Here is a 22,510-nt window from a genome sequence, read left to right on the forward strand (position 1 = left end):
TCGCGCCAAAGGTCCCGAGCCCGAAAGCGCAGGACCTTTCCCCTTGTTCTATTTCCTTCGATGCACCGCATCGCCCGGAAGCATGCGGCGGGCATCGAACACGCCGTCGATCTTGCGCAACGACTCCAGGATGTTCTCGATGTTGGAAACCTGCGACACCTGGAACAGATACCTCATTTCCACGATGCCGTCTGAATGGCTTGCCGTATTGGAAGTGAGCACGTTGACGCCCGTATCGGACAACGTGTTGATAATATCACGCAAAAGGTTCATGCGGTCGGGCGCTTCAATGAACACCTCAACCTGATACGAACTTGTATTCTCCGCGGTTTCCTCCCACGACACGCCGATGAGACGCCCCTGGTCGCGCATCAGGTCTTTCGCGTTGGGGCAATCGGCCCGATGCACCGAAACGCCGCGGCCGCGCGTGACGAAGCCGATTATCTTGTCGCCCGGGACGGGGTTGCAGCATCGCGAAAGGCGCACCGGCGCGCTGTCGAGGCCCGCCACGACGACGCCGTTGGACGAATGGGCGCGGCGCGGAAGCGGGCGCTTGACCGACGTGATCATGGGCGGCATGACCCCGCTGCTCATCATAGGAATGGCGGGGGTGTCGTCGAGGGGCTCGGGATGCAAGACCTTGAGCAGACGGTTCGCCACGTGCATCACGGTTTCCTTGCCCGCGCCGATCGCCACCAGCATGTCTTCGACGTCTTTGTAGCCCATCTGCTCGGCGATCTGCTTCTGCGCGCGCACCGAGGACGTGGACCCCAGGCCCAGGCCGTGCTTCTTCATTTCGCGGCCGAGCTTCTCGCGGCCCAGGGCAAGGTCGTCGCTGCGGCTCACCTTGGAAAAATAGCTGCGGATCTTGCTGCGCGCCGAAGGCGTCTTGACCATCTTGATCCAGTCGCGCGACGGCGTGGCGCTTTTCTGCGTGAGGATTTCGACGCGGTCGCCCATCTGCAGCTCGTAGGACAGCGGCACGATGGCGCCGTTGACCTTGGCGCCGACGCAGTGATTGCCCACTTCGGAGTGCACGTTGTATGCGAAATCGACCGGCGTCGAACCGCTGCGCAGGCTCATGACCTCGCCCGCGGGCGTGAACACGAACACCTCGGTGGGCGCGAGGTCCACCTTGAGCTCGCTGAGGAACTCGCGCGAGTCCTTGGTCTCCTCCTGCCAGTCGACCATCTGGCGCAGCCAGGCGATCTGGCGGTCGAAGGCGGCGTCGGCCTTGCTTCCCTTTTCCTTATAGCGCCAATGCGCGGCCACGCCGTATTCGCTCATACGATGCATTTCCTCGGTGCGGATCTGCACCTCGAGCGGACGGCCCGACGGACCGATCACCGTGGTGTGAAGGCTCTGATACATATTGAGCTTGGGCATGGCGATGTAGTCTTTGAAGCGACCGGGCATAGGATGCCACAGCGAATGCACCGCACCGAGCACCGAGTAGCAATCCTTCACCGACTTCACGATAACACGCACGGCGATCAGGTCATAGATCTCGGAGAAACCTTTTCCGCGCTTGGTCATTTTCTGGTAGATGGAGTACAGGTGCTTAGGGCGGCCTGCGATATGGCCCTTGATGCCCACCTTGTCCAGCTCGCCCGTCAAAAGATCGATCACGTCGGCCAGGTAGCGTTCGCGCTCCATGCGGCTTTCAGCCACCATGCGGCTGATCTGGCCGAACTTGACCGGGTCGAGGTAATAAAACGACAGGTCTTCGAGCTCCCATTTGATCGAGCCGATGCCCAGGCGGTGCGCGATGGGCGCATAGATTTCAAGCGTCTCGCGCGCTTTGAAAATGCGGCGGTCTTCGCGCAGCGCCGAGAGCGTGCGCATGTTATGCAGCCTGTCGGCGAGCTTGATCACAATGACGCGAATGTCTTTGCTCATGGCGACGAACATCTTGCGGATCGTGGCCGCCTGCTCGTCGGTCAGGCTTTCCACCTCGATGCGCGTGATCTTGGTGACGCCCTGCACGAGCTGGGCCACCTGCGGGTTGAACAGCTCGGACACCTGTTCGACCGTCGTCGGGGTGTCTTCCACCGTGTCGTGCAGAAGGGCCGCGCACAGCGTGTCCGCGTCCATGCGCAGATCGGTCAGGATCAGCGCCACCTCGATAGGATGCGCGACGAAAGGCTCGCCGCTTTTACGCTTCTGGCCGGCATGGACCTCGGAAGCGAAGCGATACGCCTTCTCGAGCATCGCGCAGTCTTCTTCGGGCAAATAGCCCGACGCGATCCTTTTCAGCTTCGCGAAGCGCACTTCGGGCGACTTCGCCTCGGACGGATTGGCCGAGGGGGCGATGCCGCCGCCGAAAAATTCGCCGATCGGCTCGCCGACGGCATTGGCGAGCATCGGCTCGACCTGCATGGCGTCGCGACCTTCCACCTTCGCATCATCGGGCATGGCTATCCCCTTCCCCCGAAACGCCCGCGGGCGCGATCGGTCTGATGATCCTGTCGCGCAGAACGGACGCCGGCGTACGCATCACCCACTCGGTAAAGCGGGCGAACGATTCCGACTCGTCGAGGCCTTCGCGGTAGCGAACGCTATCGGTCAGCTCGACCTTGCCTCCGAAGGCGCAGACATGCACCTCCCGGGTCGGCCCGCCCTGCATCGAGCCCGCGCGCGTGCGCACGAGTCCGAGCTCTTCGAACACCGCCATGCCGCTGGCGCACACATCGGGCGTCACGGAAAAGCGCGGCGTGCGGGCGTTGCAGACGCGAGCCAGCTCTTCGTCGGACATTGTAAAGAAAATATCCTCGCCGCGCACGGATTCGGCGCAGGCGGCGGCACGCGATTCGGCGTCGCGCTGCAGGCAGCGCAACTCGCGATACACCTGGCCCAGCGCATCGTGCTCGGGAGCAGCCTGGCGCAAGACGTCCTGATTGGCGGCGGCGTCGCGGCTGCCGAACAGCAGATGGATGCACGCCTCGCGCCCGTTGCGGCCGGCACGGCCGCTCATCTGGTTGAATTCCACCTCGGAAAACGGCATGCCGTAGAGTACTACGTGACGCACGTCGGGAATGTCGACGCCTTCGCCGAAAGCGGACGTGCACACGAGCACACGCAAGACGTTTTCCCTGAACAGACGCTCGATGCGCGTACGTTCCTCGCGCGAGAGGCCCGCGTTGTAGAAGCCGATCTGCATGGCGATCTGAGGAACCATGCGGCGCAGGCTGCGCGTCAAGTCGACCGACCCCATGCGCGAGTTCACGTACACGATGGTCTTTTCGCCCGACGCGACGATCGACGCCAGGTAGCTGTCTTTATCGCGCAGGCTGCGGCGGTCGTCCACCTGCAGATTGCCGCGGTCGGCGGCGTCGTAGACCACCTCGTCGATGCCGAGCACGTCGGAAATGCACGAGGCGGCCTCGTCGGGGGCGGTGGCGGTGGCGGCCAGCACGACAGGGCCGCCCATCAGAGCCGCGATGTCGCGCAGGCGGTCGTATGCCGCGCGCTTGCCCGAGCCCGCCTGGGCCATATGATGCGCCTCGTCGACCGCGAGAAATCCGATGCGCCCGCAGGCCGCGATGTCGTTCGCATGCCACGCCAGGTATTCGGGAGTGGTGAGCAGCACGTCGATCGAGCCGTCGGCCAGGCCGCCGTACACGTCGACGCGCTCGTCGAAGGAAGTCTCGCCCGTCAGCACGGCGGCGGTCAGGCCGAAGTTCGAAAACAGCGTGGCCAGGTGATACGCCTGGTCGGAAATGAGCGCGCGCAGCGGATACACGAACACGCTGACAAGGCCCGCGGCCAAAGCGCAGCGGGCGGCGTGCACGTGGAAGACGAGCGATTTGCCGCGGCCGGTTCCCATGACCGCGAGCGTATTCTTGCCTCGGGCCAAGCAATCGAGCGCACGGCGCTGCGCATCATGCAGCGAACCCACGCCGATGACGGCTTCGACCAAAGCGTCCGTCAGGCCCTCGGGGTCGTTTGCGGCAAGCGTCTCCCAATGCTCGCGGCGCTCGCGCTTCTGGGCCTCGCAGCAGCACGGGCCGTCGACGCAAGGCTCCCTGTCTTCGCAGCACAAATCGTCGATGAATTCCATGTCTTCGACAGGCAGGCACGCCTTGAGCGCCGGGCAGGCGCTGGCGGGCTCCACCACGTCGAGCATGCACTTCACCGTGCGGCGGCCGCGCCATTCGTCCACCTGGACCTGGAACGCCGCGTCCACCACGCTGCCGCATGCCATGAATTCGCCGATGCCGTCGCAGTGGAACATGATCGCATCGACCGACGACGCGCCGTCGGTGAGCGTGCAGGCCAGATGGTTCTTGCCCGCGCCCACCGCGCGGCAGTTCGACAGACGGATGTTACGCGCCAGGTAGCGCGGCGTGAGGTTCTCCTGGCCGAACGGCGCCAGAGAAGCGAGCGCGTCGACGTTTTCGAGCGTCAGCTCGCCCAAATCGACCAGCGAATCGACCTCGATGAGCGGATGGAAGCTGTCTTCGGGCAGCGTGTCCATGTAGGCGCAAAGACGCTCGGCGAATTCGGGCAGCTTATCGGCGGGCAGCGTCACGCCCACGGCGGCTTCGTGTCCGCCGAAACGCGTGAGGATGTCCGAAGCCGATTCGACCGCCTTGAACAGATTGACCCGGCCGACGCTTCGGCCCGAACCGCGGGCCTCGCCGTCTTCGATCGTGAACAGAAGCGACGGAACGCCGTATGCGTTCACCAGGCGCGACGCCACGATGCCCTTCACGCCCTCGTGCCAGCCCTCGCCCGCCACCACGAGCGCGCGCTGGCCCGTATAGATTTCGTCGGCCTTGCCCTTGGCCTCTTCGGCAAGGTCGGCTTCGATCGCGCGGCGCGCGTCGTTGACCAGGTCGAGCTCCGTCGCCTTGACCTGGGCGGTTTCGAAATCGTCGGCCATCAGCAGCTCGAGGGCCAGATCGGCGTTGCCCATGCGGCCCGCCGCGTTGAGGCGCGGGATGAGCGAAAACGACAGATTGGTGGAGGAAAGCGGCTTGCCCGCCACGTTGCACACGCCGATCAACGCCGCGATGCACGGGCGCGGATTCGCGTTCATGCGGGCGATGCCGTCGGCCACGAGCGCGCGGTTCTCGCCGCGCAGCGGCATGAGGTCGGCCACCGTGCCCAACGTGGCGAAATCGGTGTATTCGCGCCACAGGTGCGGCTGGCCCAGACGGCCGCCGAGCGCCTGCACCATTTTGAGCGCCACGCCGACGCCCGCGAGAATAGAGCTTTCGCATGCAGGATCGCATTTGGGGTCGGCCACGGGAACGCCTTCGGGCACCGATGCGCCCGGCTCGTGGTGGTCGGTGACCACCACGTCGATGCCGTCGGCGAGCACCGCGTTCACTTCGTCTTTGCACGAGATGCCGCAGTCCACCGTGACGATCAGCGACGGCTCGTGGCTTTCGGCGCGGGCGATAGAGGCGGCCGTGAGGCCGTAGCCTTCCTCGAAGCGCTTCGGGATGAGCGGAACCGCATCGGCGCCGAGCGCGCGCAGGCCGCGCGTGAGCACGGTGGTCGCCGAAATGCCGTCGAGGTCGAAATCGCCGAACACGAGAATGCGGCGGCCTTCGCGAATCGCTGCCTCGATGCGGTCGGCCGCTTCTTTCATGTCAGGGATCTCGTAGGGATTGCGCCAGTCGCGCTCCAGGTCGGGCGCGAGAAACGCGCGCGCCTCCTCGACGCTGGAAATGCCATGGGCCGCCATGGTTCGCGCGACGAACCGCGGGAGGCCGAATTCTTGCTGAAAAGCGGATACAAGCGTCGGGTCAGCCGACGCCACATGGAATTGCGCTGCCATAATGTCACGTGCCTTACGTCATACCTTCTTTTTCACGTGCCATTGTCGCATATTTATCCCGATTTCGACGCGCGATCGGCCCGCTCGGCACGGCCGTTGCCGAAACGCGATCGGCGCGACGCGATGCCCACCCGGCATACGCCGGCCGAAGACCGCGGCGAACGCCGTCAGGAAAAGCGGATCGGGAAAACGGCGGGGGCCATACGCCCGCCCCGCGACGTGCGCCGCGGCCGCGCAACGAAAAGGCCGGCTCCCGCGGAACCGGCCTTCGGCGTCAGTTGAATTTCTGCTGGGTCTTTTCGAGCCCGTTATCGAGAAGCGACAGCACCGCTTCGGCCGCGCGATGCGTGGCCTGGTCGAAATCGTCGCGCGCTTCCTTCTTCGGCAGGCTCAACACCCAATCGGCCACCGGCATGCGTCCCGGCGGACGGCCGATGCCGGCGCGCACGCGCGTCCAATCTTTAGTCTGCAGCTTGTCGGCGATCGACTTGAGGCCGTTATGGCCCGCCAGGCCGCCGCCGAATTTCACGCGCACCGTGCCGGGGTCGATATCGAGCTCGTCGTGAATGACCACCAGATCGGCGGGCGCCACCTTGTACGTGGAGCACAGCTGCTTCACCGGGCCGCCCGAAACGTTCATATAGCTTTGCGGCTTCGCCAGAATAAGCTCCTCGCCGCGATATTTCACCTTGGCGGTCAGCGCGCCGCATTCGGTTTTCCAATACGTCGCCCTGAGCTGTTCGGCCAGATCGTCGACGGCGTCGAAGCCGGCGTTATGGCGCGTATGGGCGTATTCGTCGCCGGGATTTCCCAGACCCACGATCAAACGCATGCGTTCCTCCTTGCATTCTTCTGGCCGAAATTGTGCCATGCGGCGCGCAAGGCCGCCCTGAAATGCATAAAACGCGCAAGACGAGGCCGCTATTTCGCCAAATCCGCCTGCCCGCGCCAGGCGCGATGCGCCGCCTCTTCGGCAAGGTCGCCGATCGCGGCCGTCAGGACGGCGCGCGTTTCTTCGTCGCTGTTCTTCGCGGCGTCGCGCAGCAGGCCGAGGGTCTTCGGGCCGAATTTGAGGAACTCCGAGAAATCCTGCGCGCCCGACGCCTTCATGGCCTCGAACAGCGCGTCCACGATTTCGCGCGCCTGCCGTTCGTCGTAGCGCGCCAGCCAACGCTCGATCACGTCGTGGGCGAACTGGGCGGACGACGCCAGCCCGCTGCACCGTTCGAAATCGAAGCCGTCGATCCCCCACGAAAACGGGTCGTGCTGCCACGCGCCCGATTCGCTCGACTGCACCACGGAATACGGCGCGGGGTATTCCATCAGCATGCCGATCAGCGATTCGCGCGGCACGTAGCGGTCGAGCAGATGCGCCAGCGCGGCGCTTTGGGCCGCGTCGAACATGCCGCGGCGAAATCCCGGCGCGTCGAACGAGAACACGCGCGCGATGCGGGCGCGCACCTTCGGGTCGCACTTCGCCGCGGCATACATGGCAAGGTTGCCGCCCTTGGAATGGCCGCCCACGAACAGGCGCTTCGGCAAGCGGGGCGCCGCCGCGTCCAAGTAGCGCACCGCGCTTTCCTGCGCGGGCACGAGGTCCATGTAGGCCATATCGAAATCTTCGCGCCAGCCCGTGAACGAGCAGTCCGTGCCGCGAAACCCCACGAAGGCGAACTCGTTTCTATACGAGAACGAAAGCGCCGCGAACTGCGTGCACGCCCCCTCGTCGAACACGCTCGCGCACTCTTCCATGCGCATGTCGCGAAAGCGCGGGCTGGCCGCGAGGGCGAACATGAGCTCTTTGATCTTTTCGGGAACCAACCCCGTGAACATGTCGGAGAAATGCTCGGCCATCAGGGCGTCTTTGAAGCAGACCCCCCTCTTTCCGGGAAGCAGGGCCTTCAGGCGCGCGGCGGCGCGGCCGCCGATCGTGCTTTCTTCCTTCATGGCGGGCAGGATGCATTCCATGCGCACCATGCAGAACTCGGAAAGCACGAGCGCGTCGACGGCGCAAAACGGCACCTCGTCGAACGTGGCGAACTCCGTCGCCAGGTAGTCCATGATGTTGCGCATCGAGCGCCCTCCCTTTTCGCCGAAGCGAAGGCGCGCGGCGGCGCCTTCCGTACGCGCTACACCTTCTCATACGAACGAACCTCGTGCGGGCCTGGGCGCGCCTTTGATAACGAGACGTCACGCACGCGGGCGGGTCCGAGGCGCATGCAAGACCTTCGCGCGCTCGAAACGGCGCGGGCGCATGGCGCGAAAAAGCCCGTCGCGATGCGGCGGGCTTTCGAACATGCCTCTGTATCCGTCCGGCCGGGCCGCATATGCGGGCACGGCGGGCGGGCGGCGCCTCCCTACTCGAACAGAGAAGCGACGGAGCCGTTCTCGTAGACGTTGCGGATCGTCTTGGCGAACAGCGGGGCCACGGACAGGACCTTGATCTTGCCGGTCTGACGGTCGAGCGGGACGGGGATGACGTTGGTCACCACGACCTCCTCGATGCAGGAGTTGGCGATGCGCTCGTACGCCGGGCCGCTGAAGATGCCGTGCGTGGCGCAGGCGAACACCTGGGCGGCGCCCTTGGCCTTCAGGGTCTCGGCGGCGGCCACCAGAGAGCCGGCGGTATCGATCATGTCGTCGTTGAGGATGCAGATCTTGTCGGTGACGTCGCCGATCAGCGCGGTGATTTCGGCCTGGTTGTGGCGCGGGCGATCCTTATGCATGATCGCGATATCGCTGCCGAGCATGGTCTGGAACTTCTTGGCGGCCTTCGCGCGACCCACGTCGGGAGAGACGACGCACAGCTTCTCGGGATCGAAGCCCTTCTTCTTGAAATAGTCCACGAAGATCGGCATGGCGGTCATGTGGTTCACCGGGCGGTCGAAGAAGCCCTGGATGGCGTCCTGGTGAAGGTCGATCGTGATCACGTTGTTCACGCCGGCGGTCTCGAGCAGGTCGGCGACCAGCTTGGCCGTGATCGGCTCGCGCGGGGCGGCCTTGCGGTCCTGGCGGGCATAGCCGAAGTGCGTGATGACGGCGGAGATGGTGCGGGCGGATGCGCGCTTGGCGGCATCGACCATGATCAGGAGCTCCATGAGCGCGTCGTTGATGTGGGCGCCTGCGACAGACTGGATCAAGAACACGTCGGCGCCGCGCACGCTTTCGAGGTAGCGAGCATAGATTTCGCCGTTCGCGAACTTCTCGAGCTTCACATTGCCCAGAGACACGCCCAGTTCATCGGCGATCTGGTCGGCAAGCTCGGGGTTCACAGAGCCGCTGAAAACGGCCATGCTCTTCTTCATGTCGGTCATGGATATTCGCTCCTTCTCTATTCCCATGAAAACAACCGCATACCATATTACCCCGTTCTTGGGGAAAATGCCCTCCACCTCGCGAAATCACCGGGACGGCGAAGGCGGGCGCGGGCCGCGGCGAACGATGCCCTCGCGGCGAAAGGCCGCGGAAAGGCCGTCTTCGTGCGGCGAACGGCACGGCGGCGCATCCGCGGCGTTCTCGCTGCGGCCCGGTACCTCGGCGTCTTCGCGCAGCGGGGCGCCGCCTGAACGAAAAGCGCCCGCCGGACGACCCGGACGGGCGCTGGAAAACGACGCGATGCGCGGGCTACTCGCCCTTCTTCTGCGCTTCGGCCTCGGCCTTGCGGGCGCGCAGCTTCTCCCTGTGACGGGCGGCCCAGCCGGCGATTTCGCGCTGCTCGCAACGCTCGAGGGCAAGGGCGTCGGCCTCCACGTCGCGCGTGACGCACGACGCCGCGCCGATGATGGAACCGCGGCCGAGCTTCACCGGAGCCACGAGCATGCAGTCGCTGCCCACGAACACGTCGTCCTCGATCACCGTGGGGTGCTTGTTCACGCCGTCGTAGTTGCACGTGATCGAACCCGCGCCGATGTTGACGCCCGAACCCATGGAGGTGTCGCCGATGTAGGACAGATGCGGCACCTTGCTGCCGGCGCCGATCGTGGACTTCTTGATTTCCACATGCGTGCCCGCCTTGGCGCCTTCGCACAGATGCGTGCCGGCGCGCAGATACGCGCGCGGGCCGGACGTGGCGGCGTCGTCGATACGTGCGCCCTCGGCCACCGTTTCGTCCACGCGGCAGCCGCGGCCGACCACCGTGTCGGTCAGGCGGGTATTCGGACCGACCACGCTGTTTTTGCCCACCTTGGTCCGGCCCAGAAGAAACGTCGTGGGCAGAAGCTCCACGTCGTTTTCGATTTCCACGTCGGGGCCGATCCAGACGGTATCGGGGTCCCACATGGTGACGCCCGCGGCCATATGGCGCTCGTTGATGCGGCGCTGCATGGCCTTGGTCGCCTGCGCCAGCTGGACGCGCGAGTTCACGCCCATGGCTTCCTCGGCGTCGTCGGTGGTCAGCGCCAGCACCTCGCGGCCGTCGGCGCGGCAGATTTCGAGCACGTCGGTGAGGTAGTACTCGCCCTGCGCGTTGTCGTTGGACACGCGGGAAAGCGCATCGAAAAGCGCCGGCGCGTCGAAGCAATAGAAGCCGGCGTTGCATTCCGTGATCGCGGCCTCTTCGGGCGTGGCGTCTTTCTGCTCGACGATGCGCGCCACCGCGTCGCCCTCGCGCACGATGCGGCCGTAGCCGAAGGGGTTTTCCATCTGCATGGTAAGCACCACCACGGCGGCATCCGTCTCTTCGCGCTTGGCGACGAGGGCGGCGATCGTCTCGGGGGTGATCAGGGGACAGTCGCCCGAAAGCACCACGAGCGAACCTTCGGCGATCGAGCCGTCGGCGCAGGTCATGGCCTCGCGAGCGGCATTGACGGCATCGCCTGTGCCCAGCTGCTGCGTCTGGATGACAATCTGCGTGTCGTCCTGCACGAGAGGCGCGACGCGCTCGCTCATGTGGCCCAGGACGGAGATGACGTCGGAGATGCCCGCCTTGCGGGCGGCGTCCACCACCCAGCGCACGAGCGGCTTGCCCAAAACCTCGTGGGCCACCTTGGGTTTATCGGATTTCATACGGGTGCCGGCACCCGCTGCAAGAATCAAAGCTTTGGCGTTCATGCGAGAACCTTCTTCGCATCGGCAATAAAGACATGCGAAGTATAACGCAGCCTGCAAGCAGGCCGAAGCCGCAGGCGAGAACCCATGCAATCGGCAGGAACGGCATGCGAAAGCATGCGGCCTGAACCCTCGCCTACCGACCCGGCCACGACGCTAGATGACCGGGCGCGTCCATTCCGGCAAGCCCTTGGCGCGACGGTTCGCGCGGCGGCCGCGCATGTTCTCCACGCAGCCCTGCATGCCGTGCGGCACATAATCGAGGCTCTCGATGTCTTCGGGCAGATAGCTCACCAGGCTCAAAGGCGCGGTCTGCACGATGGATTCGGGGTCGGGGCCGGGCATGCGCGGCGCGGCCTCGAATCCGTACACCGTGGCGCCCTGGGCCACCAGCTTGTTCTCGTAGCCGCTCCACGGCTCGTCGGGAAACATCGCGCGCACGTCGTCGGTGCTCCAACGCAGGTCGTAGCCCGCAAGCTCGAGCTGCGTGAGCGAGAAATCGCGCAACGGCTGGCTGTCGGTGCGCAGGCGCACCATGCCGCCCTCGGCCAAAACGGCGCGATAGGCCATAAGCCTGCCCACATATGTCAGGCGCAGCGGGGCCTTCTTCTTTTTCGGGAACGGCGTGGAGAAGTTGAGCAGGATCGCATCGAGCTCGCCCGGCGCGAACAGCGTGGACAAGTCCAGATCGGGGTTCTCCTCGAACACGAACACGACGTTGGACACGCCTTCGGCCAGCGCGCGCTCGGCGCCGCGCATCACGCAGACGCCCTCGATGTCGAGTCCGACGAACAGCACGTCGGGGTTCGCTTTCGCGCAGGCCACCGTGTATTCGCCCTTGCCGCAGCCCAAATCGAGGCACACATGCGCATAGGGGGTTTCGCGGCGCACGGAAGCGTCACGGCTCGGCCTCGTGCGGAAAGCGTCTGCCGCCGCATCTTTTCCCGATTCATGATTCGAAGCCGAAGCGGCCGATTCTCGCGGCGCCCAGAAACGCCATGCTCCCGCCCACGACGCGGGATCCGACTCCACGGCGTCGGCGCAGGCCGCCAAGCGGTCTTCGAGCGAGAAATCTTTCGGCATACGGGAACGCGCGGTGCGCATAAGACGCTCCTTTTCGATGGAAGAAAAACGAACGTCTATCCTATACCGTCGGGACGCGCTTGGCGAGAGCGCATTCGAAACACCACGCGAAACGAAAGCGGCTGCGAGGCCGGGCCGAAAAGCGCGAGCCGGACGGCCCGCGAGCAACCAAGGCGGCGGCCACACGCGGCGCCCACGACCCGGCGCCCCGCAGGCAAGGCGCGCCCGCAAGCGCGCCCGGGCCGCCGGCGGCTACAGCTCGACGACGCGCGTGGCAATGCGGTCGCGCAGCATGGGCGAATGGGTCACCGTCACAAGCCCCGCGCCCGTCTCGTCGGCCCAACGCAGCAGGCGCTTCCACAGGTCGGCCTGGGTAAGCGCGTCGAGCATGGTGGAAATCTCGTCGCATATGAGGTAGCGCGGCGAACACGCCAGCGCCCGCACGATGCAGAAGCGTTGCAGCTCGCCGCCCGACAGCTCGCGCGGACGCCGGGTCAGCCATTCGTCGCGCACGCCTATCTCCTCACGCAAAGCGGCGAGCGTCGCGGCGTCGCACGGGCATTCCGCCAGGCTTTTCTCCATGGTCATCAGCGGATCGAGCATCCGTTCGGGATGCTGCCAGATCATCTGCACGGGAGAGACGCCCTTGCGCGGAAGCGGCGCGCCGTCCACCGTGACCGTGCCCTTCTGCGGCTCGTCGTAGCCCGACAAGATCTTGCACAGCGTGGTTTTGCCCCGTCCCGACGGCGCGCTCAACGCGACCCGCTCGCCGGGAGCCACGGCGATGTTCACGCCCTCGAGAATGGGCGTTTTGCCGTATGAGAATTCGATATCGCATGCCTGCAGCATGTCGTGCTCCCTTCGAAATCGTGCCATCGAAGCGAACGGCGCAGCGAGACGCCGCTCGTTCCGGCATCAGGCGAATGCGGCCCCGAGACGCGCGCGCCGCGAACGCGCGCCGAGCCTTCCCGGCGCGCGGCACAGGCCTTCGGCTATCGGCCGTCTTGCCTATCGGACCCTTCGAATCCGTGCTCGGGCAGCGCGTGCCACAACGCGCGGCTGAACGGATGGCGCAGCAGCTCGGGCGAGGCGAAGTTCGCCACGGCCGTTTCCTCCACCACCGTTCCGCCCTTGAACACCGCGATGCGGTCGGCCACGCGCAGCACCAGTTCGATGTCGTGCGTGATCAAAAGCACGCCGCCGCCTTCGTCGGCGAACGCGCGGAAATCGTCCATCGCGCGCACGGCCAGATCCAAATCGAGGCCAGGAGTGGGCTCGTCGGCGATGATCAGACGCGGCCTGTTCGCCAGAGCGCACGCCAGCAGCACGCGGCGGGCCATGCCGCCCGACAGCTCGAACGGATACAGGTTCGCCGCGCGCTCGTCCAGGCCGTAGCGCTCGAACACCTCGCGCCTGCGGCGGCGCGCCTCCTCGGGCGTCGCGTCGCGTACGAAAAGCTCGACCTGCTTTCCCACCTTCATCAAAGGGTCGAGCGATTCGACGCTCTGGGGAACGAATGCGATCTCGCGCCCGCGCAGGGCGTCGAGCCTCTCTTCATCGCATCGCTCCCCATCGAACCACACGGTCCCTTCGACCAGGGAGTTTTCGGCCGAAATGCCCAGAATGGCGTCGGCGAGCAAGGTCTTGCCCGAGCCCGACGCGCCCACCACGGCCACGATTTCGCCCGCGTGCACGCCGATGCTCAGCCCGTGGATGGCCTCCACCGTGCGCCGCGGCGCCGAAAGCCACGAGAAAAAGCCCGCGTCGGGCGCGTCGTCGTACATCGAAAACGAGACCGACAGATCTTCCACCTGCAGCAGATGATGGCCGCCCGCATGGCGCGAGCCGTCCGCGTGGGTGTGATGGTGGTGCGCGTGGCCGTCTTCATGCACCGCGGAGTGCTCGGGCGCCTGGGCGCCCGCGGGCGCGTTCTTTTCGATATCCTGCATGCCGCCCTCCTACTCCTGCGCGCTTGCCGGGTCGCTCAGGCGGCGAAGGCCCTGCCCCACCGCATCGAACAGCATGACCACGCCGATGAGCGCCAGGCCGGGAAACACCGCGAGCCACCACATGCCGGCCGACAGATAGCTCATCGATTCGGACAAGATGATGCCGATCGCGGCCGATTCGGGCGAAAGCCCGAACCCGAGAAACGTCACGGACGCCTCGTGCAGCACGGCATGGGGGAACAGCAGGATCGTTCCCACGATGAACTGCGGCAACACGTGCGGCAGCACATGGCGCGCGGCCACCGCGAGGCGCGACTGCCCGAGTTTGCGGGAAAGCGCCACGTACGGCGCGTTTTTGACCTGCAGCACCTCGGCGCGCACCACGCGCGCCAAGCTGGGCCAGTGCGTGAGCGCGATGCCCACCACCACGCCGACGAACCCTTTGCCCATGGCATACGAGATCAAAATGAGCAGCACGATATGGGGAATGCCCAGCATGAGGTCGATCAGCCACGTGATCGCGGCGTCCACCTTGCGCCCGCCGAGGGCCGCCGCGGTGCCGAGCGCCAAAGCGATCAAAGCGCTCGCGCCCGCCGCCAGAAGACCGATCAGCACGCTTTGCGCCAAGCCCGCCACCGTGCGCACCAGCATGTCGTGGCCGAGACGGTCGGTGCCGAACAAATGCTCGAACGAAGGCGCGAGCGAACGCGCGCCCATATCGGTCTGCACCGCTTGGGGCATGAGCGCCACGCCCAGCACCGCCACCGCCAGCAGGATGGCCGCCGCCGCGACCGACGTGGCGAACACGCGGCGGCGCGACGGAACGCGACGGCTCGACGGGCAATGGATGATCGGGCGCTTCATGGCGGCGGTGGAAGCCCGAGCCGCGCATGCGGCGGCGCCGTTCGTCGAAGTGCTAGACCGCATGGGACGCCCCCTTCCTGATGCGCGGGTCGATCACGCCGTACAAGACGTTCGCCAGCAGGTTTCCGCCGAACACGATGGCCGCCGACACGAGCGCGATGCCCACGAGCAGCGGGGCGTCGCCGCCGAGGCCCGCCGTGACGGCCGCCTGGCCGAGGCCCGGATACGAAAACACCTGCTCGACGAGGACCGAGCCTCCGAAAATCTCCGAGATGGACGCGAACTGCAGCGTGATGGCCGGCAGCGCGACATTGCGCAGGCCGTGCAGGCGAAACGCCTTCCACGCAGACTGGCCCTGGGCGCGGGCGAAGCGCATGTAGCCGCTGCCCATCACGTCGATCGTCTTCTCGCGCGTGTGCAGCGCGATGTTCGCCACGCCGAGAAACGACAGCACGATGGCGGGCAGGGCCATGTGGTACAGGATGTCGCCCAGACCCACGTCTTCGGCGGCCATGCCGATCGGCACCGAGAAGCCGATCGGGAACCACCCCAGCGCCACGCCGAACACGATCAGCGCGAGCAGGCCCAGCCAGAACGTGGGAGTGGACGCCAGCACGTAGCAATACACGCGCACGACGCGGTCGAACAGGCTGTCGCGGCGCAGGCCCGACGCCACGCCCAGCACGAAGCCGAGCACGCCCGAGAACGCCCACGCGCAGCCCATCAAAAGCAGCGAATTGCCAGCGCGCCACGCGATCACGTCGGCCACGGGCGCGTTGAAGCGCAGGCTCTGGCCCATATCGCCCTGCAACGCGGCGCCGGCCCATTCGATATAACGCTGCCACAGCGGCGCATCGGTGCCCCAGTAGGCTGCGAGCTGGGCTTTCTTCTCAACGCTCATGGACACGAGCGATGCCTGGCCCATGTTGGCCTGCACGGGATCGATCGGCGACATCGCCACCAGCACGAACGCCACGATGCTCACGGCAACCATGAGCATCGCGAATTTCAGGATATTTCGTACGACGAATTTGACCATGGGTCGATAGTTCGTTCTTTCTCTTCAGCCCGCAAGACGGGCGCGACCCGAGCGCGCCGATTCGGCCGCGCGGGAAACGGACGCGACAAGGATACACGAGCGCGAACGCCTCGCCCGCCGAAACGACACAAGACGGGCGAGGCGGAAAGGCCGTGCGGAAAGCGCGGCCGGACGAAAGCGGCGAAGCGCGCCGACTTCCGAAAACGGCAGGCGGCCGTCCGCTGTCGCCGGGACGCGCCGCCTGCGCGAAGAAAGCCGTAAGCTTACGCCCACGTCCATTCGTCGACGTTGTTCACGATGGACCAGCCGTGGCCGTGCGGATGCGGCTTCTGGTCGGCCACCTTGAGGCCGTCGCGCGTGAAGTACAGATGGTCGGCATTGGCGAGCCACACCCACGGCGCGTCGGTATCGGGCGTAACGCCCTCGGAGCCGTCGAACTGCGCCTTCTGATACAGCTCGTAGGAAGCCTCGATCGTCGGCGTGGAAACGGCCTGCTCAAGATACTCGTTGGTGGTCTCGTTGTCGCGGCAGGCGAAATCGGACGAGCCCTCGGAATAATTCAGGTTGTAGACCTCGATGGGCGAGTTGGAGCCCCAGCCCCACAGCTGGGCCTCGCTGTACGACATGGGCTCCAGGTCGTCCCACGACTTGCCTTCGACGTTCACCTTGATGCCCAGCGGAGCCATCTGCTCGGCGAAATCGGCCGCCATGGCCTGGCGCATCATGTCGTTGGTCATGTAGTAGAGCTTGAACTCGGCGCGCACGCCGTCTTTGACCAGCACGCCGTCGTCGCCCGCGACCCAGCCGCCGTCGGCCAGGATGCCCTTGGCCTTTTCGACGTCGGTCGCGATCTTCATGTCCTTGCACGCCCACGGCATGCCGTCGGAGGGACTGAACGCAGGCGTCGCATGGCCGCTCAGCGAACGGTCCACCAAAAGCTCGCGGTCCACCGCGTAGTTCATGGCGCGGCGCAGGGCGAGGTCGCAGGTCACATTATTGCCCGCATCGTATTCCACATCGCCCGCCAGGCGCTTCGCGCCCGCGGGAACCACGGGAAGGGAAATGCCGCGCGAGTCGACCGTCTTCACCGAAAGCAGCTCATAGCCCGCGGGCAGAGCATCGGCCATGGTGGCGGAGGTGTAGGCCACGTCCACCTGGCCTGCCTGGGCGGCGGCGAGCGAGGCGTCTTCGTCCATGAACACCACCACGACGCGCTTCATCACGGGCGCTTCGCCGTAGTAGTCGGGGTTCGCCTCGAAAATGACCTGCTGGCCGCGATCCCACTGGGCCAACTTGTAGCGACCGGAGCCGATGGGATTGCTGCCGTAATCGTCGCCGTGCGCATGGGCGGGGCAGATGCCCACCGTGGCAAGCGTGTACATAAGGATGTTGAAGGGATGCACCATGCGGATCTCGACCGTCTCGTCGTCGAGCGCCACGGCCTCGGACACCATGGACAGATCGACCTCGGACGCCGGGGCGTCTTTGATGCCGTTGATGGTGAAGGCCACGTCTTCGGCGGTCAAAGGCTCGCCGTCGGTGAACTTGACGTCGGTGCGGATCTTGAACGTCCACACCATGCCGTCCTCGCTGCATTCGTAGGACGTTGCCAGGTCGTTATGCAGGCCCATGTCGGTGTCGGTCTTGACCAGCGTCGACTGGATGAGCGGCTCGTGCACGTGCTCGCCGCAGCCCCATGCGACGAACGGGTCGAAGCCCGCCTCGGGCTCGGCGTTCGTGGGCATGGACACGATCACCTGCTCGGGCGCACTCTGCTGTTCGGCGGCGGCATCGGGCTCGGATGCCGATTCGCCCGAAGAGCACGAGGTCAGAACGCCTGCGAAGGCCGCCGTGGCGCCACCCGCAGCCAAGATCTGCGAAAAACGACGACGCGACATGAACATGGATTCCTGCATGGTGGTCCCCTCCCTGGTCGGACGAGAAGCGAAGCGCCGCGCCGAAGCGCGTCGGGGCCATCGCCCCATCCGCGCCGCGGCAGGCCGCTTCGTCGCATCCTGTAGTGTTACCTTTTTTGGACTCGTAACACCATAGAGCATTGATGTTACCTATTCAAGATTCGTAACACCAGTGGCGCGAAACGCCCCGGAACCGGCAGCCGGAACCCATTCGATGCAAGGCATGCCGTCAGAAGTCGAAAAGATGCGCAGAAATTGCAGTTGGCGGTCTTTTCGACGCCGCAGCGTCGTGGACGAGAGAACAAAACCCCAGGTGGCAGAAATCAGACCACGCCGAGCCGCGCGACATGCCGCCGCACGGAGCGAAAACCGGCCCGCAAAAGACCGCCTACGGCAAAAAATATGCAAAGCCGCAACGGTGTCGAGCGGCGACGATGGTCGACCGCGCCCTATGCGCGGTCGACCATGCTACGGCACCGACTCTTAGCGCTGCTCCACCGGGATATAGGGCACGTCCCCGTAGCCGAACGCCTGCGGCCCCACCACGGCGAGACCCTCGGGCGTGCGCCATTGCGGGGCGCACGGAATGCCCACGATCATGACGCGGCATCCGTATTTGAGCGCCTCGCCCGTGATCGGCGTCAGCGTTTCCACATCGAACGCGGCGATCAGGTCGGGCGCCGTGCACACCGGAGCGCCGTCGCGCTTGGCCATGAGGAACTCGTTTTGGAACTCCATCGTGAACGAGCTGCCGCGATACGCGTCGAACCCTTCGAGCGCGGCGACGCCGCGGGCGAAGCCGCCCGTGGTGCGGCGCTCCACGTCTTGCACTTTGCCGCGGAACAGCTCCACCGCGCCCAGGCACTCCATGATCTTGTCGTAAGCGTCCACCCTGTTCGTGCGCGCGTAACGCAGCAGGGCGCCCACCTCTTCGCACAGCGTGTACGTTCCCGCGACGCTGTTGGCCTTCGCCTGCGCGCCCGTCATGCCGTAGCATGCCAGCGAAATGTTGCCGCCCATCATGACCGTGGCGCCGCGGCACAGATCCTCGGCACGCTTGTTGTCGTCGGTCTCGATCAGCATCTTGTTGCCGCGCTCGTCGGCCACGCCGATAGGGCTTGCGCTCTGCCCGAACACCGACCACGTGACCATCTGCAGCTCGGGAAACGCGCGGCCCATGCCGTCGCCGTCGAGCAGCGGAAGGCCGCGACGCGCGGCGGGAAGCATGGGGTGCAGCGAATTCCAGCCGCCCGCCTCGGAGGGAAGCAGCATGTCGAAACGATAGCCGCACGCATCCTCGAGCGCCTCCAGCGCGAACTCGGGCTCGGTGCCGCGCGGCACCTTCTCCACCAGCACCGTCGGCGCGCCCAGGCCCATCGACACCGCGATACGGGCGTCATCAGGCACTTCATCCAGCTCGAGCAGCTCGATGGCGCCGAACTCCTCGACCGTCTGACGCGCGACCACCATGCCCAGATACGGGTCGCCGCCGCCTCCCGACGCGAGCACCGCCGCGCCGCGCGCGATGTCTTCGACCGCTTGGACTCCCAATTTCCTCATACCGCACCCAACCATCTTTCCTCACCGCTTCGTCGCACGAAAACGCGAAGCGCCCATTGCCGAAAACGCAGGACGCACGGCGCGCCCCGCCCCTGAATTCGCGCGGGCCGAATAACGCCGGCCAAAGGCGGACCGGACAGCCGCCGCACCGGACGAAAAGCGCCCGGCTACGCTGAACGCCGCACGGGCGCCGCCGATGCGCCCTTCAGCGCGCACGCGAAACCCGCGGCAGACGGCGATGCGCCCCGCACCCGAACGAAGCCGGCGCGGCCGCCGCAACACCGCCCGCCGCTGCCGCGGCCTACAGCTTCAAGCTGCCGACCGCCTTCACGCGCACGCGCGTGGCATTGCCCGGCAGATACGCCAGCGGCACGTCTTCCACGTCGATGATCTCGATCGTCTCGGGATCGGCTCCCGCCTTGACGGCTTCTTGTCTGGCGAGGTCTTTCGCCTTGTCCAGCGCCTCGGCGCGGCCCATCTCGTCGAGCGAGAAGATGCGCTCGATCTGGCCCGACACCTGGGAAATCGCGCTGCCGATAGCGTTGGCCACGCCGAAGTTCTCGGGCTTGTGGACCTTGCTCACGCCCTTGAGCTCGCCGGGAATCAGGATGGAGCCGCCGCCCACCAGGATGACGTCGATATCGCCCGCGCTCGTCTTCATCTTGTCGACGCATTCCTCGACCATGCGAGCCATTTCGGCGGAAGCCGCCTGCACCAGCTCGGGGTCGAGGTCGGCCACCTTCGACGGGTCGCCCACGCCCTCGGCCGCGCCGGACGCCACGGCGATATCGGTCGCCGTCAGCACGTCGCCGCCGAAGCACAGCGCGCGCGTCAGCACCTGATAGCCCACCGAATCAGGGCCCACGGTAACGCGACCGTCTTCATGCTTGCGCACGATCGATCCACCGCCCAGGCCGATCGAGATGATGTCCGGCATGCGGAAGTTCGTGCGCACGCCGCCGATTTCAACCGCAAGAAGGCTCTCGCGCGGGAAGCCGTGCGTCAGGGCGCCCAGATCGGCCGTCGTGCCGCCCACGTCCACCACCACGGCGTCTTTGAGGCCCGTCAAAAACGAGGCGCCGCGGATGGAATTCGTCGGGCCGCAGGCGATGGTGAGGATCGGATAGCGCATGGCGTACGCCGCGCTCATCAGCGTGCCGTCGTTTTGGCACAGATACACCTCGGCATGTTCGATGCCTTCGGCGGCCAACGCGGACACGAAGCTTTCCGACGTGGTTTTGGCAACCGTGACCAGTGCCGCGTTGAGAATGGTGGCGTTCTCGCGCTCGAGCAGGCTCACGCTGCCGATCTCGCTGGAAATGGAGACCGGGAAATCGGCGCCCAGGCGGGCGCGCACGATTTCGGCGGCGCGCTTCTCGTGCGACGCATCCACCGGCGAGAACACACTCGAGATGGCCACGCTGTCGCAGGCGCCGTCGATTTCGGCGGCGATGCGCTCGAGCTCCGCCTCGTCGAGCGGGGCGATCTCGCGGCCGTCGAATTCGTGGCCGCCGCGAACCAGATACCAGCGGTCGCTGATGGCCTCGCGCAGGTCGGCGGGCCAATCCACCATGGGCTTGATCGCCGCGGTGGCGGGCGCGCCCAGACGGATCACCGCCACGCGGTCGAGGCGCTTGCGCTCCACGATCGCGTTCGTGCAGTGCGTGGTGCCGAGCATCGCGTAGCCGATGCGCTCGCGCGCGCCTTCCACCTGGGCGAGCGCGGAGGCCATCGCCTCGCGGATGCCGCCCATCACGTCTTCGGTGGTGGGGCATTTCACGGCCGCCACCAGGTTCAATTCGTTATCGAGAACGACGGCGTCGGTGTTGGTGCCGCCGACGTCGATGCCAATGCGCCAATCCTTCATATATTCCTCCTGACGTACGCCTCCGACGGCAGTCCGGGTTTGCAAACCGCGCTCCGGCGCAGGCGGCTTCGAAGCCGCGCCGCCGCCGGAGCAAGGCCGTCGCGCCTGCCCGGCCCGTCGGAAACGCCCTTGCGTTTCCCGGGTTGGAACGTACCTGCGCCTTAGCGCTCTTCCACCGGCACGTAATCGATGTCGTAGCCGAAATAACGCGGACCTGCGATTTCGAGGCCGCGCGGGGTGCGCCAATGCTCATGCACGGGAATGCCCACGAGCACGCCGCGGGCGCCGTACTTCAGCGCCTCGGTGGTGATGGGCAGCGCCGTTTCCGCATCGAGCACGGCGATCAGATCGGGGGCGCTGCAGAGCACTTCGCCGTCGGAGCGCGCGATCAGATGCTCGTTCTGGAACTCGATTTCGCAAGTGCGGCCGTGATAGCCCTCGATGCCTTCGAAATGCGCATAGCCGCGCACGAACCCGCCCACCGTGCGGCGCGACACGTCGTCGAGCTTGCCGCGGAAAAGCTCCTTGCCCTTCAGCAGGTCCAAGATAACGGGAATGGGGTCGCCGCCCGCCTCGTGGGCTTCGCGAATGGTGCGTCCCACCACCTCGCAATACGTCGACGTTCCAGGAATGCTGGTCTTTTTTGCCTGGGCGCCCGTCATGGCGTAGTCGGCCATGAACACGCTGCCACCCGTAGTGATGGCCACGTTGCGTGCCAGTCGCTCGGCCCATTCGTTATCGACCGCCTCGATAACCACGGTGTCGCCCTTTTCGTCGCACACCGCCGCAGGGCATGCGGGCACGTCGAACAAAGTCCAGGTCACATGGCGCAATTCGGGAAACGCACGGCCCATGCCGTCGGCGTCCACGATCGGCACGCCCTTGGCCGCAGCCACCTGGAACGGTAGAAGCGAATTCAATCCGCCCGCCTCGAGCGGCATGATGGCGTCGAACTTCTTGCCGAAGCGAGCCTCCAAGGCGTCCACGGCGCCGATGCCCTCAAGGCCGTTGGGGACCTTCTCCACCAGCACCGTGGGCGCGCCCAGCATATGCGACGCGCACACCCAGGCGTCGTCGTCCAGCTCATCGAGCGTCACCATCTCGAACGGTCCGTACTCCTCGATGGCCTGCAGGGCCATGAGCTTGCCGATATACGGGTCTCCGCCGCCGCCCGAGGCAAGAACGGCCGCGCCGACGGCCATATCCTCGACTTCCTGCTTGCCGATAATACGCACGGCAACCTCCTTCTTTTTCGCAAAGAAGCGCCTGCCCTTTCGCGGGCGGCGCCTTGATTCCGAATGGGGGCGCGAACCGCAGGCATCGCAGCGCGGGCGCCCCGTACCGGCCGCATCCGCGACGGCCGGCGAAGCGCATGCGCGCCGCGACGCAGCGGGCATG

Annotated in this window: 16 protein-coding genes; 1 reads left to right on the plus strand and 15 read right to left on the minus strand. The window is 65.9% G+C overall.

Annotated elements, in window-relative coordinates; all coding sequences use genetic code 11:
• Nucleotides 1-48: 48 nt before the first annotated feature.
• The gene (locus DMP07_RS04695; protein WP_425303983.1) at nucleotides 49-2,364 is read right to left on the minus strand and encodes a RelA/SpoT family protein; all 2,316 of its coding nucleotides are present in this window, start codon (nucleotides 2,362-2,364) and stop codon (nucleotides 49-51) included.
• 40 nt (nucleotides 2,365-2,404) lie between these two features.
• Nucleotides 2,405-5,788: a single-stranded-DNA-specific exonuclease RecJ gene (recJ, locus tag DMP07_RS04700; protein WP_123197978.1), complete on the minus strand. Its 3,384-nt coding sequence runs from the start codon at nucleotides 5,786-5,788 to the stop codon at nucleotides 2,405-2,407.
• Between recJ and DMP07_RS08910 the strand changes: the two genes are divergently transcribed.
• Nucleotides 5,684-6,070 (plus strand): hypothetical protein, encoded by a 387-nt coding sequence (locus DMP07_RS08910; protein WP_211324512.1) that lies wholly within the window; start codon nucleotides 5,684-5,686, stop codon nucleotides 6,068-6,070. The two genes, recJ and DMP07_RS08910, sit on opposite strands and share 105 nt — an antisense overlap.
• On the opposite strand, the gene pth is transcribed toward DMP07_RS08910, so the two are convergent.
• From pth to DMP07_RS04760, 13 genes are all read right to left on the minus strand, one after another.
• Nucleotides 6,063-6,620 (minus strand): aminoacyl-tRNA hydrolase, encoded by a 558-nt coding sequence (pth, locus tag DMP07_RS04705; RefSeq protein ID WP_123197979.1) that lies wholly within the window; start codon nucleotides 6,618-6,620, stop codon nucleotides 6,063-6,065. The two genes, DMP07_RS08910 and pth, sit on opposite strands and share 8 nt — an antisense overlap.
• An 89-nt stretch (nucleotides 6,621-6,709) precedes the next feature.
• On the minus strand, nucleotides 6,710-7,861 hold the full coding sequence (locus DMP07_RS04710; protein ID WP_123197980.1) for an Mbeg1-like protein: 1,152 nt from the start codon (nucleotides 7,859-7,861) through the stop codon (nucleotides 6,710-6,712).
• Between the two features lie 284 nt (nucleotides 7,862-8,145).
• Nucleotides 8,146-9,102: a ribose-phosphate diphosphokinase gene (locus DMP07_RS04715; RefSeq protein WP_123197981.1), complete on the minus strand. Its 957-nt coding sequence runs from the start codon at nucleotides 9,100-9,102 to the stop codon at nucleotides 8,146-8,148.
• Between the two features lie 310 nt (nucleotides 9,103-9,412).
• Nucleotides 9,413-10,837: a bifunctional UDP-N-acetylglucosamine diphosphorylase/glucosamine-1-phosphate N-acetyltransferase GlmU gene (gene glmU / locus DMP07_RS04720; protein ID WP_123197982.1), complete on the minus strand. Its 1,425-nt coding sequence runs from the start codon at nucleotides 10,835-10,837 to the stop codon at nucleotides 9,413-9,415.
• Nucleotides 10,838-10,990: 153 nt separating this feature from the next.
• Nucleotides 10,991-11,938 carry a tRNA (guanine(46)-N(7))-methyltransferase TrmB gene (gene trmB / locus DMP07_RS04725; protein WP_123197983.1) on the minus strand — a complete coding sequence of 316 codons (948 nt, stop codon included), beginning with the start codon at nucleotides 11,936-11,938 and terminating at the stop codon, nucleotides 10,991-10,993.
• 231 nt (nucleotides 11,939-12,169) lie between these two features.
• A complete protein-coding gene (locus DMP07_RS04730; RefSeq protein WP_244594859.1) occupies nucleotides 12,170-12,793 on the minus strand; it encodes an ABC transporter ATP-binding protein in 624 nt (207 codons plus the stop codon).
• Nucleotides 12,794-12,909: 116 nt separating this feature from the next.
• Complete coding sequence (locus tag DMP07_RS08965; protein ID WP_244594860.1) at nucleotides 12,910-13,866, minus strand: ATP-binding cassette domain-containing protein; 957 nt, start codon at nucleotides 13,864-13,866, stop codon at nucleotides 12,910-12,912.
• Between the two features lie 9 nt (nucleotides 13,867-13,875).
• Nucleotides 13,876-14,793, minus strand: coding sequence for an ABC transporter permease (locus DMP07_RS08970; protein WP_244594861.1), 918 nt, complete (start codon nucleotides 14,791-14,793; stop codon nucleotides 13,876-13,878).
• On the minus strand, nucleotides 14,783-15,769 hold the full coding sequence (locus tag DMP07_RS04740; RefSeq protein WP_123197985.1) for an ABC transporter permease: 987 nt from the start codon (nucleotides 15,767-15,769) through the stop codon (nucleotides 14,783-14,785). Before DMP07_RS04740 ends, DMP07_RS08970 begins: the two co-directional genes overlap by 11 nt.
• A gap of 263 nt (nucleotides 15,770-16,032) precedes the next feature.
• Nucleotides 16,033-17,685: an ABC transporter substrate-binding protein gene (locus tag DMP07_RS04745; RefSeq protein WP_244594862.1), complete on the minus strand. Its 1,653-nt coding sequence runs from the start codon at nucleotides 17,683-17,685 to the stop codon at nucleotides 16,033-16,035.
• A gap of 483 nt (nucleotides 17,686-18,168) precedes the next feature.
• Nucleotides 18,169-19,245 (minus strand): S-methyl thiohydantoin desulfurase family protein, encoded by a 1,077-nt coding sequence (locus tag DMP07_RS04750; RefSeq protein ID WP_123197986.1) that lies wholly within the window; start codon nucleotides 19,243-19,245, stop codon nucleotides 18,169-18,171.
• Nucleotides 19,246-19,546: 301 nt separating this feature from the next.
• A complete protein-coding gene (locus tag DMP07_RS04755; protein ID WP_123197987.1) occupies nucleotides 19,547-21,112 on the minus strand; it encodes a hydantoinase/oxoprolinase N-terminal domain-containing protein in 1,566 nt (521 codons plus the stop codon).
• A 161-nt stretch (nucleotides 21,113-21,273) separates the two neighbouring features.
• Nucleotides 21,274-22,347, minus strand: a complete 1,074-nt coding sequence (locus DMP07_RS04760; protein ID WP_123197988.1) for an S-methyl thiohydantoin desulfurase family protein — start codon at nucleotides 22,345-22,347, stop codon at nucleotides 21,274-21,276.
• Between the last annotated feature and the right edge of the window lie 163 nt (nucleotides 22,348-22,510).

The sequence above is a fragment of the Slackia faecicanis genome (genome assembly GCF_003725295.1).
Classification (GTDB): domain Bacteria; phylum Actinomycetota; class Coriobacteriia; order Coriobacteriales; family Eggerthellaceae; genus Slackia; species Slackia faecicanis.

Coding starts and splice junctions, on each gene's coding strand:
- recJ (WP_123197978.1), bottom strand. CDS start 5,788: ATGGCAGCGCAATTCCATGTGGCGTCGGCTGACCCGACGCTTGTATCC.
- DMP07_RS04750 (WP_123197986.1), bottom strand. CDS start 19,245: ATGAGGAAATTGGGAGTCCAAGCGGTCGAAGACATCGCGCGCGGCGCG.
- glmU (WP_123197982.1), bottom strand. CDS start 10,837: ATGAACGCCAAAGCTTTGATTCTTGCAGCGGGTGCCGGCACCCGTATG.
- DMP07_RS04715 (WP_123197981.1), bottom strand. CDS start 9,102: ATGACCGACATGAAGAAGAGCATGGCCGTTTTCAGCGGCTCTGTGAAC.
- DMP07_RS04740 (WP_123197985.1), bottom strand. CDS start 15,769: ATGGTCAAATTCGTCGTACGAAATATCCTGAAATTCGCGATGCTCATG.
- DMP07_RS04730 (WP_244594859.1), bottom strand. CDS start 12,793: ATGGCACGATTTCGAAGGGAGCACGACATGCTGCAGGCATGCGATATC.
- DMP07_RS04745 (WP_244594862.1), bottom strand. CDS start 17,685: ATGCAGGAATCCATGTTCATGTCGCGTCGTCGTTTTTCGCAGATCTTG.
- trmB (WP_123197983.1), bottom strand. CDS start 11,938: ATGCGCACCGCGCGTTCCCGTATGCCGAAAGATTTCTCGCTCGAAGAC.
- DMP07_RS04695 (WP_425303983.1), bottom strand. CDS start 2,364: ATGCTCGCCAATGCCGTCGGCGAGCCGATCGGCGAATTTTTCGGCGGC.
- pth (WP_123197979.1), bottom strand. CDS start 6,620: ATGCGTTTGATCGTGGGTCTGGGAAATCCCGGCGACGAATACGCCCAT.
- DMP07_RS08910 (WP_211324512.1), top strand. CDS start 5,684: ATGGGCCGCCATGGTTCGCGCGACGAACCGCGGGAGGCCGAATTCTTG.
- DMP07_RS04710 (WP_123197980.1), bottom strand. CDS start 7,861: ATGCGCAACATCATGGACTACCTGGCGACGGAGTTCGCCACGTTCGAC.
- DMP07_RS04755 (WP_123197987.1), bottom strand. CDS start 21,112: ATGAAGGATTGGCGCATTGGCATCGACGTCGGCGGCACCAACACCGAC.
- DMP07_RS08970 (WP_244594861.1), bottom strand. CDS start 14,793: ATGCGGTCTAGCACTTCGACGAACGGCGCCGCCGCATGCGCGGCTCGG.
- DMP07_RS08965 (WP_244594860.1), bottom strand. CDS start 13,866: ATGCAGGATATCGAAAAGAACGCGCCCGCGGGCGCCCAGGCGCCCGAG.